We start from the raw sequence: 17,429 nt of genomic DNA, 5'->3' as shown, positions 1-17,429 counted from the left end.
CTTTTTAAACAATTATCATACATAGGTTCAAATTTCTTTGGATGATTTGGTAAGCCCAAAATATGTCGAATATTACAAAAATTAAATCACTGCGTGGCCATTACCTAAATTATATTATTGGCCTGGTCAGCATTGTTTTATTAGTCTCTTTTATCATTTTGATAGATAAGAGCCGTGAGTATGAAAGCCAGTTATTAGAGCAGGAATCACAAGCTTGGGCTAAATATATAGCAAAGCAAAGTGCGCCTTTTTTACAAGACAGCATAGAAAAAAACCACGGTGAGTTAAAAGAAAAACTCAAGCAAATCATTTTCACCCCAACTATTAACAGAGTTCATATTTACCGAGTTACAGAAGATCAAGGTGCTGAATTCTTTACTAGTTACAATAAAAACCACAACTATCCTGCCATAAAAGACAAAATTACTGAGATTGGTAAATTATCAGGTATTCGATATCAAGATAGTTACTTAGAACTCATGTGGAAAATAACTCAAGGTCAGAAAGTTATAGGCCACGTTTATTTACAAGCCAGTTTAAATGACACGAATAACCTCATTAAAAAACTAACTTATTTAGCGCTTATTTTATCCACTGTTGCCATTATCTTTGCAGCTATTATTGCTTTTAGATTATATAACAATACTCAAAAACCTATATCTTCGGTAGTTGAAGGGCTTCAGCAAGTTTCACAAAGTAAAAATTATCAGTTGAGAATAGAGCAGCAAGCTTTTACTGAATTAGATATTTTGGCACAGAACATCAATATTCTCCTAAATAGAACTGAAAAACATATTGCCAACCTAGAAGACTCGCATAAACATGCAATTGAAAAAAATGATGAACTTAAAGAAAAAGTTAATTCAAGAACTGACGCCTTAAAAGAATCAAACCAAGAACTATTATCAACATTAGAAAAGCTTCACCAGTTCCAAGGACAATTAGTTGAAACAGAGAAAATGGCGTCACTTGGTGATATGGTGGCAGGTATTGCTCATGAAGTTAACACTCCAATCGGTCTAGGTGTTACAGCTTCAAGCTTGCTTTCTGATAAATTGAACGAAATAAAATCAGCATTTGAAAACAAAACGTTAAAATCTAGTCAGTTAAAAAAATTCCTCAATGATGGCGAGGAAAATGTTTCAATCATTTTTAGAAACTTAGAACGAGCAGCAAAATTAATATCAAGCTTTAAAAAAGTAGCTGTTGACCAATCTAGTGCAGAATCAAGAACTTTTAATGTTAAAGAATTATTAGATGAAATACTGATTACACTGGCAGCAAAATTAAAATCATCGTCGGTTAGTTACCAATTACAGTGCCCTGATGATTTACTGGTAACGAGTAAGCCTGGCCCTATTAACCAAATCCTCATTAATTTAATTTTAAACTCTATTTACCATGCCTTTGAAGACGTTGAGAATAGGCAGATTGAAATTAAAGTCATGAACTTAAGTGACCAACTTCATATGGTTTATAGCGATAATGGCGTCGGGATCAATGACGCTATTAAAGCAAGAATATTTGAGCCATTTACCACGACTAAACGTGGATCAGGTGGTAGTGGCTTAGGTATGCACTTAGTCTATAACTTAGTAACGCAAGCGCTAGATGGCCATATCAACGTAGAAAGCGAGTTAAATGAGGGGGTTAGTTTCGATATTACTTTCCCGGTAAAATTAGAAGCTAATCAACAAAATGATAACTAAAGCGCTGTCCTGATTGTTTTTTTGTAATGACTTAGCTAACATAGTTAATTAATTGTTAATAATGTCATGTACTTTAAGTTATTAGTTGTGACAAACAAAGCTGGTGTAAATATAAACATGGAAACTTACCAAATTCTCATCGTTGAAGATGAAGATGTCACTCGATTCAATTTACGAAACTTATTTGAAGCAGAAGGCTATCAAGTATTTGAAGCAATCGACGGTGAATCCATGGCTCAGCAGCTTGAGCAAAACAATATCAATCTTGTTATTATGGATATAAACCTGCCAGGCAAGAATGGTTTATTACTTGCTCGTGAGCTAACCAATAATCGCGAGTTAGGTTTAATCTTCTTAACGGGCCGAGATAGTGACATTGATAAAGTATTAGGTTTAGAAATTGGTGCTGATGACTATCTTACGAAACCTTTTAATCCGCGTGAGTTAACCATAAGAGCTAGGAATATTCTTAGTAGAATAGGCCAACAAAAGCCTGATGAAGAGGCTAATAGTATCATTACCTTCAATCAGTGGACGCTAGATGGTAACTCTCGCCAAATGACTAGTCCAACAGGTGAAGTCATTGCCATCCCTCGAGGCGAGTATCGCGCCTTAAACTTATTGATTAAAAATGCTGGGAAAATCATCTCTCGTCAGGAACTAATCAAAGAAATGACTGGCAGAGATTTAAGAGCAAATGATAGAACAGTTGATGTAACCATTAGAAGGTTACGTAAACATTTTGAATCTGTAGAAGATGCCAACGAATTGATCAACACCATACACGGTGAAGGTTACCGCTTTGTTGGTACTTTAGATTAATCAGGAAGTTTCAACTAAAAAGGGTGGCTATTAGCCACCCTTTTTAATTTATTAACCAGATTTAAACAGCCGTTAACCATTCTTCAAACGCTTGCAGTGCAAGAGCGTTTTCTTCCTTTAATTGTGTTAATAACTCAGCCTTTTCCACTTGCGACGCTGATGTCTTTTCCAGTACCACTAATTTTTTATGAAGCTGTAATAGACCTACACTCGCTGAAGCCCCTTTCATTTTATGGCAATGCTCTTGCCAACTTTCTTTAGCATCCTCACCTTGAGCTTTTTCAATGTCAGCCAAATAGACTTGAGCTTGCTGCTGATATAAAGCAAACATTTGCTCAACAATATTTTTCCCTAAACTATCTATATACCCTTGCAGTAGCGCTATATCTAATAGTGGTATTGTTTGCTCTGAATTCACAACAACCCCATTCTCAAACAGAAATAGCACCACTTTACCTAAATTTAGACACTTCAACAAGCAACAAAATCATCAAACCACCTCACCAACACATTATTTACAATTATTATTATCTCTATGTAAAATAAAGAGTTATTTAGATAATCTAGCCATTTACACTAACCAAAGCGCAACAATAGTTAGAACAATAATGATCCGCATTAAAAAATAAGCTAGAATATGCGCCCTTAGATTTACTTGTGGTGGGTACTAAGGTTTTTTGATTTATACCTACCTATTTATTTTATATATTTTTGATTTATGCGGAGCCGTAATGCCGACATCAATGCCTGATATTGCAAACCATACTAGAGCCCAAACCGAAGGTACACTTGATTGGGTTGGCATGAGTAATATAGAAATGCCAATTATGGTTGCCTCAAAAGGCGAAGCAGAGCGTATGGTTTCAGCTCACGTTGATGCTTTTGTAAACCTTAAAGAAGCACAAGCGAAAGGCATTCATATGTCGCGCTTATATTTATTATTAGATGAACTTTCTACAAACGGTACATTAACTTACCAAAGTTTGGTTACTTTACTAGATGGCTTTATTTCGAGCCACGATGATTTATCAGATCAAGCTAAGGTACAATTTAACTTTGAATATCATTTACGAAGAAAATCACTCATTAGTGGCAAAGAAGGCTGGAAAGCCTACCCTGTTACCGTTACAGGTTTACTTAATCAAGGTCAGCTTACTGTTGAATTAGCCATAGATGTTCGCTATTCGTCAACATGCCCTTGTTCAGCCGCGCTTGCGAGACAATTAATTCAGCAAGCATTTCAAGATAAGTTTTCTAAGCAAAGTGAGCTTGCTTTAGCTGATGTGCATGAATGGTTAGGAACTACAGAAGGGATTGTGGCAACACCTCATTCTCAGCGCTCTGTTGCCGAAGTTAAAGTGAAATTGAATAGCCAAGTAAGTGACTTCCCTATCACTAGCTTAGTTGATCTCATCGAAGACTCACTTCAAACACCAGTACAAGCAGCAGTTAAACGTGAAGACGAGCAAGAATTCGCACGCCTTAATGGGCAAAACTTAATGTTTTGTGAAGATGCAGCTAGGAGATTACAACACAGTATGAACCTAGCAACACAATACGATGACTTTTGGCTTAAAATCAATCACCTCGAATCTCTTCATGCCCATGACGCTGTGAGCATCACGACTAAGGGCATAAGTGGTGGCTACCAGCCATAAGCAAAGTAATGCTCTTCTCCAATTAAAACCAATAGTCTTGCTATTGGTTTTTTTATCACTAAATTTTGAAAATCATAATCTGAAGATGCTAAGTATTCTACAGAGTCTCATTGTACTTATAATACTTCGCGCTTATGACGAACTGGCTTTTTGCAATAAGAGAGAATATCTTTAACGCCTTAGCTTTTATTCACTACCAATAACAATCAATCCGCTTAAACCATCAATTGAATAAATACTGAATATTCCTTAAAACTATATAACCAATCAAAATGTAATAAAATTACAATATAAAACTCTTTTTTTGGTAGCAAAACACCAACAAAAACAAAACAACCCGCAAAAACAGACACTTAAAAATATCACTTAAAGCTTAAACTAATTAAAAGCTTACAATTAATGAAAATAAATTACGAGCAAAAGCTCTATTTTAATTGACCTTTCTGCTATAAGTGGGTAATGTTGAAAGTTCCACTTACTTTAAAGAAGAGTATTTATGCATTTTTTCCATGCCTTTATTCTTTTTTATTCGTCCTGTGAGTAAGTCGAATTTATTTTAGGAGAAAAAAATGCAGCTTTATGATCATAGCGTCCAAAAAGACAACTGTGGCTTTGGCTTAATAGCCCATCAACAAGGTGAAACCAGTCATAAACTTATTAAGACAGCTATTTCTGCTCTTGATCGTATGCAACATCGCGGCGGTATAGCTGCCGACGGTAAAACAGGTGATGGCTGTGGTTTACTACTACAAAAACCTGATAGTTTTTTCCGTGCAGTTGCCGAAGACAACAATTGGAAATTAGGTAAGAAATATGCTGTAGGTATGATTTTCTTAAATCCTGATCCTATTGAAGCTGCATTATCTAAAAAGGTACTAGAAGAAGAGCTAGCTAATGAAAGCTTAACATTAATTGGCTGGAGAACCGTGCCAGTAGATACATCGGTTTTAGGTGAAATTGCCCTAGGGAACTTACCTAAGATAGAGCAAGTATTCGTTGATGCACCTCCAGGTTGGAGAAATAGAGATCTAGAACGTCGTTTGTACATGGCACGTCGTCGTGCAGAGAAGCGTATCACCGATGAAAAGTTCTATGTTGCCAGCCTTTCCTGTTTAGTAACCATCTACAAAGGCTTAATGATGCCAGTAGATTTACCTAACTTTTACCTAGATCTTGCAGATATACGTATGCAAACTGCCATATGTGTATTCCATCAACGTTTCTCAACAAATACGTCACCACAGTGGCATTTGGCCCAGCCGTTCCGTTATTTAGCACATAATGGTGAAATTAATACCATTAATGGTAACCGTCAGTGGAGTCGTGCACGTACTTATCGTTTTAAGTCACCTCTATTACCTGATTTACAAGATGCTGCACCATTTGTTGGTCAAAGCGGTTCAGACTCTTCTTCATTAGACAACATGCTTGAGCTTTTCTTAGCAGGCGGTATGGATTTATACCGCGCTATGCGTTTACTTATGCCTCCTGCATGGCAAAACAATCCATTAATGGATGACGAGTTACGCGCCTTTTACGAGTTTAACTCCATGCACATGGAACCATGGGATGGCCCTGCTGGGGTTGTTATGACTAATGGCCGTCATGTTGCCTGTAACTTAGATAGAAATGGACTACGCCCTGCTCGCTATGTTATTACGCGAGATGGTTTTATAACTTTAGCCTCTGAAGTCGGTATATGGGATTATGGCGAAGATGAAGTCATTGAAAAAGGTCGCGTCGGCCCTGGTGAAATGCTCGCTTTAGATACCTACACTGGTAAACTATTTAATTCTTCTGATATCGATAACGACCTTAAAGAACGTCACCCATATCGTGACTGGCTAAACAAAAACATTCGACGCCTTGTACCATTTGATGAACTAGAAGCCAACTTAATTGGCACACGTGTCTTTTCTGATGAAGAAATGGCGCAATTTCATAAAATGTTCAATTATAGCTATGAAGAAATTCATCAAGTTATTAAAACCCTTGCAGAAAATGGTCAAGAAGCTACAGGCTCTATGGGTGATGATACACCAATGGCGGTATTGTCATCACAACCAAGAACCTTATACGATTATTTCCGTCAACAATTTGCCCAAGTAACAAATCCACCTATTGATCCGCTTCGTGAACGATACGTAATGTCATTGGGTACCTGTATTGGTCGTGAGCATAATGTTTTTAATGAAACATCAGGTCACGCTGATCGTATGTTATTTTCCACACCTGTTTTAATGTATACCGGTTTAAAGCAGTTAAAAGAATTAGATCCTGAGCATTATCGTTCAGACACCCTAACACTGAATTACGATGCTGAAGAAGGGTTAGAAGCCGCTATTATTCGTCTTTGTAATGAAGCAGAAGATCTAGTCAGAAATAAAGAAACGGTAATCCTTGTTCTATCTGACAGACAAATTCATCCAGGTTTATTAGTGATACCTGCACCAATGGCAGTCGGAGCGGTACAAAAACGGTTGGTAGATCAACAGCTTCGCTGTGACTCTAACATTATTGTTGAAACCGCTTCAGTGCGTGATTCTCATCAATATGCCGTACTTTTAGGCTTAGGCGCAACAGCAATTTACCCGTACTTGGCATTCGAAACTATTGAGCAGCTTGTAGAGCAAGGTCAAATTAATTTATCAGCTCGTGATGCTATTGTGAATTACCGCGAAGGTATCAATAAAGGCCTATTCAAAATTCTATCTAAAATGGGCATTTCAACTATTGCCAGTTATCGTTGTGCCGGTTTATTTGAAGTAATTGGCCTCAATGATGACATTATGGAACTGTGCTTTAGTGATTTACCTAGTCGAATCAAAGGTGCTAATTTTAAAGATATTGAGCAAGATGGTATTAACTTAGCGCGAAAAGCCTTCTTACCACATCAAAAAGTTAATCATGGCGGATTATTAAAATACGTTCATGGTGGCGAGTATCATGCATTTAACCCTGATGTCGTTAACTACCTACAACGTGCTGTGCAAAATGGTGACTACAGCGACTATCGAAAATTTGCCGAAGAGGTCAATGAACGCCCAATCGCCATGCTGCGTGACTTATTGCAATTTAAAGAAGGCACTGAGCAAATCAGCTTAGATAAAGTAGAAAGTGAAACGGAAATGTTTAAGCGCTTTGATTCTGCTGCAATGTCTATTGGTGCATTAAGCCCAGAAGCACATGAAGCCTTAGCTATCGCAATGAACCGTTTAGGGGGCTTCTCCAATTCAGGTGAAGGTGGTGAAGATGAACGCCGCTTTGGTACCGTTAAAAATTCTCGTATCAAGCAAATTGCCTCAGGTCGATTTGGCGTAACACCACATTATTTGGTTAATGCTGATGTGCTACAAATTAAAGTTGCGCAAGGTGCTAAGCCTGGCGAAGGTGGTCAATTACCCGGAGATAAAGTATCACCACTAATTGCTAAGCTTCGTTACTCTGTACCAGGTGTAACCTTAATTTCACCTCCACCACATCACGATATTTATTCAATCGAGGATTTAGCTCAGCTTATTTTCGATTTAAAACAAGTTAACCCAAAAGCGGTTATCTCCGTTAAATTAGTTTCTGGCCCGGGTGTAGGTACTATTGCCTCAGGGGTAGCCAAAGCTTACGCTGATTTTATTACCATTTCAGGTTACGACGGTGGCACCGCTGCTAGCCCCTTAACATCAGTAAAATATGCGGGTTGTCCTTGGGAGTTAGGTCTTGCTGAAGCGCATCAATCATTGGTAGAAAATGGTTTGCGTCATAAAGTTCGCTTGCAAGTTGATGGCGGCTTAAAAACAGGTGTGGATATTGTGAAAGCAGCTATTTTAGGAGCAGAAAGCTTTGGCTTTGGTACTGCACCTATGGTTGCTTTAGGCTGTAAATTTTTAAGAATATGTCATTTAAATAACTGTGCAACAGGTGTTGCAACTCAAGATGATGTTTTACGTGAACAATTCTTTAAAGGATTGCCTGATCAGGTAATGAACTACTTTAAATTTATCGCTCGTGATGTCCGCGAAATTTTAGCTAAGTTAGGTGTTGAAAGCTTAACAGACATTATTGGTCGAACCGACTTATTAGTACAAGTTGAAGGTATCAGTGCTAAACAGCAAAAACTTGATTTATCGCCTATTATCGCACCTGTTGTAGCCGGTGAACATACCGCATTACATCAAACTGAGGAAAATACTGCATTTGATGAAGGTAAGTTAAATCAACAAATATTAGCAGCATGCCAAGATGCCGTTGCACATAATAGCGGTGGTGAATATCGCTTTACCATTCAAAATACTGATCGTTCAGTAGGTGCAACCTTATCCGGTGAGATTGCTCGTCATCATGGTGACCAAGGTATGGCAGCTTACCCTGTGACTATCCATTTATCAGGCACAGCTGGGCAAAGCTTTGGCGTATGGAATGCTGGAGGTTTACACCTGAACTTAACTGGTGATGCTAATGACTATGTAGGTAAAGGCATGACCGGTGGTAAGTTAACCATCAAACCACCACGTGGTGTCGAATACTTAAGTCATAAAACTATGATCATGGGTAATACCTGTTTGTATGGGGCTACAGGCGGTAAATTATATGGCTGTGGTCGAGCTGGCGAACGTTTCGCTGTACGTAACTCTGGCTGTCATGCGGTTATTGAGGGTACTGGCGACCATGCATGTGAATACATGACCGGTGGCGTCGTTACCATTTTAGGTAAAGTGGGTGTCAACTTTGGTGCGGGTATGACAGGTGGTTTTGCCTATGTATTAGACGAAGCTGATGATCTTGATGTTCGCTTAAATAAAGAGTCTATCGAAATGCTCGCCATTGACGAACTCGCGATACATCAAGAACACCTTCGCGGCATTATCAATCAACATTTTGAAGAAACAGGTAGCTTAAGAGCACACGAAATATTGCATGATTTCGATACCTTTGCACCTATGTTCAAACTTGTTAAACCAAAAGCAACTGACGTGAAAACCTTACTTGGCCATCGCAGTCGCTCAAGTGCTGAACTTCGTGTTCAAGCGCAATAATTAATAAGTTGATAACAGAGGAAAAATATTATGAGTAAAAATGTTTATCAATTTATTGATGTAAAAAGAATCGATCCAGCTAAAAAATCAATCGCCGATCGTAAGATAAACTTTGTAGAAATATATCAACCACTAAGTAAAGACCAAAGTATCGGACAAGCGGACAGATGCTTAGATTGTGGAAACCCATACTGTGAATGGAAGTGTCCTGTCCATAATTACATTCCACAATGGCTTGAATTAGTTACTGAAGGCAAAATTTTTGAAGCGGCAGATCTATGTCATCAAACTAATAGTTTGCCCGAAATGTGTGGTCGTGTTTGCCCACAAGATAGGTTATGTGAATCGGCTTGTACCTTAAATGATGAGTTTGGTGCCGTCACTATCGGTAATATAGAAAAACACATTACCGATACTGCTATTAAGCAAGGTTGGAAGCCTGATTTATCCCATGTGGTTAAAACAGGTAAACGCGTAGCTGTCATTGGTGCAGGCCCTGCTGGCCTTGCTTGTGCTGATGTATTAACCCGCAATGGCGTTGATGCTGTGGTTTATGATAGACACGCGCAAATTGGTGGATTACTGACTTTTGGTATTCCATCATTTAAGTTAGAAAAAGGTGTTATTCAAACCCGCCGAGAAATATTAGAAGGCATGGGTATAGAGTTTCGTTTAAATACCAATGTGGGAACAGATGTTAGCTTTGCAGATATCAGTGAAGAATATGATGCGGTTTTCTTAGCCTTGGGAACATACAAGGATATGAGTGGCGGTTTTGAAAACGAAGGTGCGACTGGTGTCTATAATGCTTTAGACTTTCTTATTGGTAATACCCAAAAACTGATGGAAATCACCAGCGACAACTCTAGCCAAGCCAAGCCATACGTTAACTTTAGCGGTAAAAAGGTTGTGGTACTTGGTGGTGGTGATACCGCTATGGACTGTGTCCGTACATCTATCAGACAAGCTGCAACAGAAGTGACTTGTGCGTATCGTCGTGATGAAGCTAACATGCCTGGCTCACCTCGAGAGGTACAAAACGCCAAAGAAGAAGGGGTGAACTTTGAGTTCAACCTGCAACCGCTTGATATCGCCGTTGATGATAATGGTAAAGCCATTGGCGTTAAGTTCGTTAAAACTCAGCTAGGCGAACCAGACGCTAATGGTAGACGCAACCCTGAGCCTATCGAAGGGTCTGAATTTGTTATGGAAGCTGACGCTGTGGTTATTGCTTTTGGTTTCTTACCTAGCCCACCAAAGTGGATGATTGATGCAGGTGTAGAACTTGACCCTAAAGGCCGTGTTATTGCTAAAGATAATACTGAGTTTGCCTTACAAACCAGTAAGCAAAATATCTTTGCTGGAGGTGATATGGTACTCGGCTCAGACTTAGTTGTTACCGCCATTGATCAAGGCCGCAAAGCCGCGATTGGTATTTTAGATTATGTTTTGGCGCCATAATATTAGCCTTGGCTAAGTGCCACAAAGCAAACTAAGGTAATAAAAGAAAAGCCGATAGCTTAAGCTATCGGCTTTTTAGTTTAGCTTTGTTTCATGTTAGCTTAATGTTTACGTTATGATTAATTAATAATTAACTGTTAGCGTTAAAATCACTAACTATAATATCAAGCACTTGTTTACTATTGTCTTTATAAAGCAATTGACGAGCTGGTACCTCGTAATTATCTGAAACTAGACTGTAGAAAATTCTGCCATTTTTTACCATAGATACTAACTGAACATTTAGCACTAATTAACGATAAATTTTGTTTCAAAAAGGCATGCAGGATAAATGTCACTAGCGCTGCCTAATTGCACCACAGCCACTTGAATGGGTGAATTTTCTTTTATTACCGAGCGAGTAGCGAGGAGGTAGTATTGTTTGTTAAACTCGATAAACTCATATATTACCTGTGAGCCGAATGTCCTTACAAAATTACCCGATTCGAGATCATTAAATTCTTGCCATTGCCACAAAAAATTGGAAACATTACCCAGCTCTCGCTGTTTCATCATAAACTCTCCAAAACGAGAATATTTTTTACTGTCATATGCAGCTGTTAGCAAGTAAAAAGAATGTACCCAAATACTAGATAAATACCCGGTAGAGCGATAAACAAATTCATTGGTTCCATCTTTATTCAAATCAACCACAAATTCTTCAACACGCGACGAGTTTGCATTTTTTCCATGCATAACAGTTCTTGGGAGATTTAGCTCTGTTTGTATCAGCATTTCAGGCAACCCCAAATTGACTAACCCTCCCTCCCCCTTTCTCAGGCTTTCTTTATTTTTCATAAAGTTATGCTCTCTAGGCTTGTTTAAGCTAGCTAAAACATTAGAACAAATATCTTTATCTATTGAAGACTCAAGAAGGTAGAAAGAATTAGCTTCCCTAAATTTATTTAATTCTATTCGGCTTTTCACAGGTACAGTCTTTACTTTTTCCGGCTCTTTTACTTTAAGTTCTTCCGCGAGTGCGCACCAAAGCTTACTCCGAGATAGAAAATACAACAAAACACTTTAATCAAAACGGCAACTTCCTTACTCCCCAATAGATTCATTTTTTCACCTACCACAAAAATCAGAATAACAATGGCATTACAATTTTGTATACAATAGGTACTGTAAACCAAAAAAAAGCTCAATACCACTAAGTATTGAGCTTTATAAAACAGTTGAATTTTCGACTATTTTTAACGGTTAAGTGCGTTTTTCATAAACACAAAAGTCTAACTCATAAGCATTTTTATCGTCACTGTCACGTACTTCACTACTGACTTTTTGCCAGCTGCCATCATCGTACTCAGGAAAACGCGTATCACCATCAATGCTTGCTTTGATATGAGTTATATAAAGTCGAGTTGCCGCAGGTAAACAATGCTTATAAATTGCGCCACCGCCAATTACCATGATTTCTTCAACATCTTGCACAAGTGCTAATGCTTGCTCAACCGACGTTACCGTATCAATACCATCTCTTTTATAGCTTTCATCACGTGATATAACAATATTTCGACGTCCCGGTAATGGCCTACCAATAGACTCAAAAGTCTTTCTGCCCATAATTACAGGTTTGCCTAAGGTTACCTTCTTAAAATAAGCCAAATCAGCCGGTAAGTGCCAAGGCATATCATTGTCTTTACCAATCACATTATCAGCAGCAGTGGCTACTATCATAGATAAAATTGTCATATTGATCCTAAATATATGTTTTGATCATTTGCGATTAAAAAAGGCTGTAATTTAACAAATTACAGCCTTTTTTAGAATTTTTAATAATTAGGGACGATACTCAACTTCAACATCATAATCGTCTTCATCCCAGTCATCGTCGTCAAGATCATCGCCTAAGTCATCCATGGCATCTTGATGGTAGGTGTCCCATTTAAACTCAACAGCTTTGTCTTCAACGGTTTCCTCAACTTCATCTGGTAACTCTTCAATAAAGGTCATCACCCTTTGGCATAACTCTTCAGTACCCATTTTATTAAACGCTGAAATACTAAAGACATTACCTTGCCAATCTAATCCTTCAAGAATCGAGTTGGTTAGTTCTTCCGCTTCTTCTTCAAGTAAAAGATCTAATTTATTAAAAACTATCCAACGTGGTTTATTTGCCAGCTTTTCATTATGCTGCTCTAATTCACTGATAATTGTTTTGGCATTCTCTAATGGATCAGAGCCATCTGCTGGCATAACATCAATAACATGAAGTAATATTCGACAACGCTCTAAATGCTTTAAGAACTGGGTTCCTAAACCTGCACCGTCTGCTGCACCTTCAATTAAACCTGGAATATCGGCAATCACGAAACTACGTTGCGAATCTAAACGAACCACGCCTAAGTTAGGAACAAGTGTAGTAAAGGGGTAATCTGCTACTTTAGGCTTGGCCGCTGAAACGCTGCGAATTAGCGTTGATTTACCCGCATTTGGTAAACCTAACAAGCCTACATCAGCAAGTAAAAGTAGCTCTAGTTTTAAGTTACGGATTTCACCTGCAGTACCATCTGTTTTTTGTCTTGGCGCGCGGTTAGTACTGCTTTTAAAACGTGTATTACCCAGACCATGCCAGCCACCTTTAGCAACCATAAGCTTTTGATCTTTTACCGTTAAGTCACCTATTTGCTCACCGGTATCTTCATCAATACAACGCGTGCCTACTGGTACTTTTAAGAATAAGTCATCACTACTTTTACCGGTACAATTACGGCTGCGGCCATTCTCACCACGTTTGGCACGGTGAAAACGTTCAAAACGATAATCTATTAAGGTGTTCAAGCTTTCATCGGCAATAAGGTATACATCACCGCCATCGCCACCATCGCCGCCGTCAGGGCCGCCGAATTCAATATATTTCTCTTTACGAAAACTGACACAGCCGTTGCCGCCATCGCCTGCTTCAACTCTGATTTCAACTTCATCAACGAATTTCATGGTGTTTAAACAACCTTAACTTGTTAGTACATTAACCTGTACTAGTATAAACGATTTAGATCTGATACCAAATGATCTAAATTAATTAATCACATGCTGAGCTTAAATGATTATTTATGCAAAAAAAAACCTCGCTTAGAAGCGAGGTTTTTATCAAATCGTTTTCTTAATTAGTCAGCGATGATGCTAACGTATTTACGATTCTTTGGACCTTTAACTTCAAATTGAACTTTACCGTCAGATAAAGCAAATAAAGTGTGATCTTTACCGATACCCATGTTGTTACCAGCGTGGAATTTAGTACCACGTTGACGAACAATAATGTTACCAGCTAAAACAGTTTCGCCACCAAAACGCTTAACACCTAGGCGTTTAGCTTCAGAATCGCGACCATTTCGTGTACTACCTGCAGCCTTCTTATGTGCCATGTCAAAATGCTCCTAATTAGCCGTTAATACCAGTAATTTTCACTTCAGTGAACCATTGACGATGGCCCGCTTGTTTACGTGAATGCTTACGACGTTTAAATTTAACAATAGTAACTTTGTCTGCACGACCTTGGTTTACTACTTCTGCTACTACTTTACCACCATCAACGTAAGGTGCACCTACATTGATGTTTTCGCCATTGGCGATCATTAAAACATTATCAAACTCTACTGTTGCGCCTACTTCAAGCTCAAGCTTTTCTAGACGAACTGTTTGTCCTTCGGTTACACGATGCTGTTTACCACCGCTTTGGAATACCGCGTACATAGCTACTCCGTACTGCGCCAATATATGATGACGCTAAATTTAAAAATATAGGGCGCGAATTCTACGCGAAGATACGATGCAGGGCAAGTATAAATATGATGATTTCTTTCTTTTTTCTAAATTTTATTATTTTCTTCAATAGAATTAAAACTAAGGCCTTTGAAAACTTCATTCGACGCCAATTTCGTGTAAACTTTGTCGCATATTATACAGTTCACTTAACGGTCATTGATTTTCTCATTATGGATGTAAAAGCAATACAAGCATTAGCACAAGACGATATGACAGTTGTTAATGATTTAATCTATCAACAACTTCAATCTGATGTTGCTTTAATTAACCAACTTGGCATTTACATTGTCAATGGTGGGGGTAAGCGCATGCGCCCAATGCTAACAGTTTTAGCTGCACGCGCACTAGATTATTCAGGCAAAGATCATTGCGCGATCGCTGCGATCATCGAATTTATTCATACGGCCACCTTATTGCATGATGATGTCGTTGATGAGTCGAATATGCGCAGAGGCCGAGAAACCGCTAATGCCTTATTTGGTAATGGAGCCAGCGTTTTAGTTGGTGATTTTCTTTATACGCGCTCATTCCAAATGATGACTAAGCTTGCCAATATGCGCATTATGGATATTTTATCTGATGCCACCAATATTGTCGCAGAAGGTGAAGTTCTTCAATTAATGAATTGTAATGATCCCGACACAACAGAAGAAAGCTATCTACAAGTCATCTATTGTAAAACAGCAAAATTATTTGAAGCTGCAACTTGTTTAGCGGCAGTTATTTCTGATCAAGATGAACATGTTGAGCAAGCAATGACTGATTACGGTAAATACTTAGGCACAGCGTTTCAGTTAGTTGATGATATTATGGACTACACCGCTGACGCTAAAGAGATGGGAAAAAATGTTGGTGATGACTTGGCCGAGGGTAAACCGACCTTGCCATTACTCTACGCCATGAAGCATGGTAATGAGCGTCAAAAACAGTTAATTCGGGATGCTATTGAGCACGGCAACGGTATGGAGCATTTAGATGAGATCCTACAAGCAATGGAAGAAACAGGCTCATTAGTTTATACCCAAAAGCAAGCTGAAATTGAGGCAGATAAAGCGATTAACGCTCTTAAAGTGTTACCAGAGTCGCCTTACAAACAAGCCCTTGAAAATTTAGCGCATATTGCCGCAAATCGAACAGCCTAACGATAGATCTTTAAGAGCATTGGTATTAGTCCCAATGCTCTTTTAAATCAATAACCTTACCTTTCTCAATTTTTTTTTGATCCACATCAAGCTAGATAAGCTTTAAATTGTTCATTCTATCATCAGCAACTAACTTATAAGTATCCACTAATAATAATTGGCTATCTCAAATATGGCATTTGCTGTAAATAGAGGTATAGCTACCATAAAGGAGGTATTATGCCACTGATTACTTGGTCAAAAGATTTAAGCGTTGGTATTGAAAGTATTGATCAGCAACATAAAGAGTTAATAAGCATTATAAATACTTTAAATGATGCCATGAGTCTCGAAGATCCTCGAGATATCTTTAGAAAGTCATTTACTGATTTAACTCAGTACACAAAAAAGCACTTTGCTTATGAAGAAGAGTTATTCGAAAAATACGGTTACCAAGAAAATATTGAACATAAACGTCAGCACGATGAATTGATTGTTCAATTAAATGAGCTAAAAGATAAGTTTGATCATTACCAAATGGATATGACTGAACAAGTCATGCAATTTTTAAAAGACTGGTTAACTTACCATATTCAAAAAAGTGATAAAGATTACAGTCAGTTTTTAATTAGCTGCGGCGCTAAATAACAATTTTTATAATAACTAGAATCACAATAAACTTTAAGCATAAAAAAAACGCACTTTACTTTTAACAAGTAATCGTGCGTTTTTTCTTAGCACTAATAACAAATGTTATTAGTTAGCCATAAAATCAACACCTTCTTGGATGTCTTTGTTTAGTGTTTCAAGCATGTCATCTTTTGCTTTTTGCTCAAACGCACTTAATTCACCGTAAGATAAAATCTCTTCTACACCACCTTTACCTAAACGTACAGGGTGTGCAAAGTAAGGCGCATCGCCATCTTGAACTTCTACGTAAGCGTAATCAACTACATCTTCACCTTGTAAGCCTTTAACTAGAGACATACAGAAACGTGCTGCGGCTGCGCCCATAGAAAGTGTCGCACTACCACCACCCGCTTTTGCATTGACAACCTCAGTGCCTGCATTTTGAATACGCGGCGTTAAGGCAGCAACTTCTTCATCTGTAAAGCTTGCACCTTCAACTTGTGAAAGTAATGGTAAAATCGTTGTACCTGAGTGACCACCAATTACTGGTACTTTCACATCAGCAACATTTAAGCCTTTAAGCTCTGCAACAAATGCTTCACTACGGATTACATCTAATGTAGTAATACCAAATACACGGTTTTTATCGTAAGTACCTGCTTTCTTAAAAACTTCAGCAACAATTGGCACAGTACCATTTACTGGGTTAGTAATTATACCCACTAAAGCTTTAGGACAATTTGCAACAATACCTTCTGCTAATGTTTTGATAATACCAGCATTAACGTTGAATAAATCCGCACGATCCATACCTGGTTTACGAGGCATACCCGCTGGAATTAACACGATATCAGCATTTGATAAAGCAGCATCTAAATCATCACGACCAAAGCCAGCTACGTTAACTGCCGTAGGGATGTGTGATAAATCAACAGCAACACCAGGAACAACTGGCGCTACATCGTATAGTGATAAATCAGAACCCGCAGGTAATTGAGTTTTTAATAGTAAAGATAATGCTTGACCAATACCGCCAGCGGCACCTAAAACAGCTACTTTCATGTGATTTCTCCGAAGTGTTATGAGTTTTATTAGAGTATAATTCACTCATTGTTAAAAAGTTGAGTAATTACGTAAAATTTATTGCGCAAACGATATAGTATAAGCAAGTAAAAAACAATTATTATTAAC

General features: G+C 38.2%; 14 protein-coding genes. 7 read left to right on the top strand and 7 right to left on the bottom strand.

The genetic code is table 11. From position 1 onward, the window contains the following. Positions 1–62 precede the first annotated feature (62 nt). Both EPA86_RS17805 and arcA read left to right on the top strand, forming a co-directional pair. Positions 63–1,709: a sensor histidine kinase gene (locus EPA86_RS17805; RefSeq protein WP_170309698.1), complete on the top strand. Its 1,647-nt coding sequence runs from the start codon at positions 63–65 to the stop codon at positions 1,707–1,709. A gap of 117 nt (positions 1,710–1,826) precedes the next feature. After that, positions 1,827–2,531, top strand: a complete 705-nt coding sequence (gene arcA, locus EPA86_RS17800) for a two-component system response regulator ArcA (protein WP_140605731.1) — start codon at positions 1,827–1,829, stop codon at positions 2,529–2,531. Positions 2,532–2,592: 61 nt separating this feature from the next. Here the strand turns inward: arcA and EPA86_RS17795 are convergent, their stop codons facing one another. Further along, positions 2,593–2,949, bottom strand: a complete 357-nt coding sequence (locus EPA86_RS17795; RefSeq protein WP_246058468.1) for an Hpt domain-containing protein — start codon at positions 2,947–2,949, stop codon at positions 2,593–2,595. Between the two features lie 313 nt (positions 2,950–3,262). On the opposite strand from EPA86_RS17795, the gene folE2 reads away from it, so the two are divergent. The 3 genes from folE2 (at position 3,263) to EPA86_RS17780 (ending at position 10,680) form a co-directional block, all read left to right on the top strand. Further along, positions 3,263–4,189 carry a GTP cyclohydrolase FolE2 gene (gene folE2, locus EPA86_RS17790; protein WP_140605729.1) on the top strand — a complete coding sequence of 309 codons (927 nt, stop codon included), beginning with the start codon at positions 3,263–3,265 and terminating at the stop codon, positions 4,187–4,189. Between the two features lie 569 nt (positions 4,190–4,758). Further along, positions 4,759–9,219: a glutamate synthase large subunit gene (gltB, locus tag EPA86_RS17785; protein ID WP_140605728.1), complete on the top strand. Its 4,461-nt coding sequence runs from the start codon at positions 4,759–4,761 to the stop codon at positions 9,217–9,219. A gap of 30 nt (positions 9,220–9,249) precedes the next feature. Next, complete coding sequence (locus EPA86_RS17780; protein ID WP_140605727.1) at positions 9,250–10,680, top strand: FAD-dependent oxidoreductase; 1,431 nt, start codon at positions 9,250–9,252, stop codon at positions 10,678–10,680. Between the two features lie 288 nt (positions 10,681–10,968). On the opposite strand, the gene EPA86_RS17775 is transcribed toward EPA86_RS17780, so the two are convergent. The 5 genes from EPA86_RS17775 to rplU form a co-directional block, all read right to left on the bottom strand. Then, positions 10,969–11,646 (bottom strand): hypothetical protein, encoded by a 678-nt coding sequence (locus EPA86_RS17775; RefSeq protein WP_140605726.1) that lies wholly within the window; start codon positions 11,644–11,646, stop codon positions 10,969–10,971. A gap of 276 nt (positions 11,647–11,922) precedes the next feature. Continuing rightward, positions 11,923–12,414, bottom strand: a complete 492-nt coding sequence (folA, locus tag EPA86_RS17770) for a type 3 dihydrofolate reductase (protein ID WP_140605725.1) — start codon at positions 12,412–12,414, stop codon at positions 11,923–11,925. An 87-nt stretch (positions 12,415–12,501) separates the two neighbouring features. Further along, on the bottom strand, positions 12,502–13,659 hold the full coding sequence (gene cgtA, locus EPA86_RS17765; RefSeq protein ID WP_140605724.1) for an Obg family GTPase CgtA: 1,158 nt from the start codon (positions 13,657–13,659) through the stop codon (positions 12,502–12,504). Positions 13,660–13,829: 170 nt separating this feature from the next. Continuing rightward, on the bottom strand, positions 13,830–14,087 hold the full coding sequence (gene rpmA, locus EPA86_RS17760; protein ID WP_118959172.1) for a 50S ribosomal protein L27: 258 nt from the start codon (positions 14,085–14,087) through the stop codon (positions 13,830–13,832). 16 nt (positions 14,088–14,103) lie between these two features. Further along, a complete protein-coding gene (gene rplU / locus EPA86_RS17755) occupies positions 14,104–14,415 on the bottom strand; it encodes a 50S ribosomal protein L21 (protein ID WP_140605723.1) in 312 nt (103 codons plus the stop codon). A gap of 242 nt (positions 14,416–14,657) precedes the next feature. Between rplU and ispB the strand changes: the two genes are divergently transcribed. Then, a complete protein-coding gene (ispB, locus tag EPA86_RS17750) occupies positions 14,658–15,629 on the top strand; it encodes an octaprenyl diphosphate synthase (protein ID WP_140605813.1) in 972 nt (323 codons plus the stop codon). A 219-nt stretch (positions 15,630–15,848) separates the two neighbouring features. Beyond that, positions 15,849–16,256 carry a bacteriohemerythrin gene (locus EPA86_RS17745; RefSeq protein WP_140605722.1) on the top strand — a complete coding sequence of 136 codons (408 nt, stop codon included), beginning with the start codon at positions 15,849–15,851 and terminating at the stop codon, positions 16,254–16,256. A 108-nt stretch (positions 16,257–16,364) separates the two neighbouring features. On the opposite strand, the gene mdh is transcribed toward EPA86_RS17745, so the two are convergent. Next, positions 16,365–17,300: a malate dehydrogenase gene (gene mdh, locus EPA86_RS17740; RefSeq protein ID WP_140605721.1), complete on the bottom strand. Its 936-nt coding sequence runs from the start codon at positions 17,298–17,300 to the stop codon at positions 16,365–16,367. Between the last annotated feature and the right edge of the window lie 129 nt (positions 17,301–17,429).

This window comes from Litorilituus lipolyticus (assembly GCF_006439335.1).
GTDB lineage: Bacteria > Pseudomonadota > Gammaproteobacteria > Enterobacterales > Alteromonadaceae > Colwellia > Colwellia lipolytica.
This window is presented reverse-complemented; position numbering and strand designations above follow the sequence as displayed.

What these genes read in the sequence shown, in the direction of transcription:
- EPA86_RS17805 (WP_170309698.1), top strand. Translation starts at nt 63, where the DNA reads ATGTCGAATATTACAAAAATTAAATCACTGCGTGGCCATTACCTAAAT.
- arcA (WP_140605731.1), top strand. Translation starts at nt 1,827, where the DNA reads ATGGAAACTTACCAAATTCTCATCGTTGAAGATGAAGATGTCACTCGA.
- folE2 (WP_140605729.1), top strand. Translation starts at nt 3,263, where the DNA reads ATGCCGACATCAATGCCTGATATTGCAAACCATACTAGAGCCCAAACC.
- gltB (WP_140605728.1), top strand. Translation starts at nt 4,759, where the DNA reads ATGCAGCTTTATGATCATAGCGTCCAAAAAGACAACTGTGGCTTTGGC.
- EPA86_RS17780 (WP_140605727.1), top strand. Translation starts at nt 9,250, where the DNA reads ATGAGTAAAAATGTTTATCAATTTATTGATGTAAAAAGAATCGATCCA.
- folA (WP_140605725.1), bottom strand. Translation starts at nt 12,414, where the DNA reads ATGACAATTTTATCTATGATAGTAGCCACTGCTGCTGATAATGTGATT.
- cgtA (WP_140605724.1), bottom strand. Translation starts at nt 13,659, where the DNA reads ATGAAATTCGTTGATGAAGTTGAAATCAGAGTTGAAGCAGGCGATGGC.
- rpmA (WP_118959172.1), bottom strand. Translation starts at nt 14,087, where the DNA reads ATGGCACATAAGAAGGCTGCAGGTAGTACACGAAATGGTCGCGATTCT.
- rplU (WP_140605723.1), bottom strand. Translation starts at nt 14,415, where the DNA reads ATGTACGCGGTATTCCAAAGCGGTGGTAAACAGCATCGTGTAACCGAA.
- ispB (WP_140605813.1), top strand. Translation starts at nt 14,658, where the DNA reads ATGGATGTAAAAGCAATACAAGCATTAGCACAAGACGATATGACAGTT.
- EPA86_RS17745 (WP_140605722.1), top strand. Translation starts at nt 15,849, where the DNA reads ATGCCACTGATTACTTGGTCAAAAGATTTAAGCGTTGGTATTGAAAGT.
- mdh (WP_140605721.1), bottom strand. Translation starts at nt 17,300, where the DNA reads ATGAAAGTAGCTGTTTTAGGTGCCGCTGGCGGTATTGGTCAAGCATTA.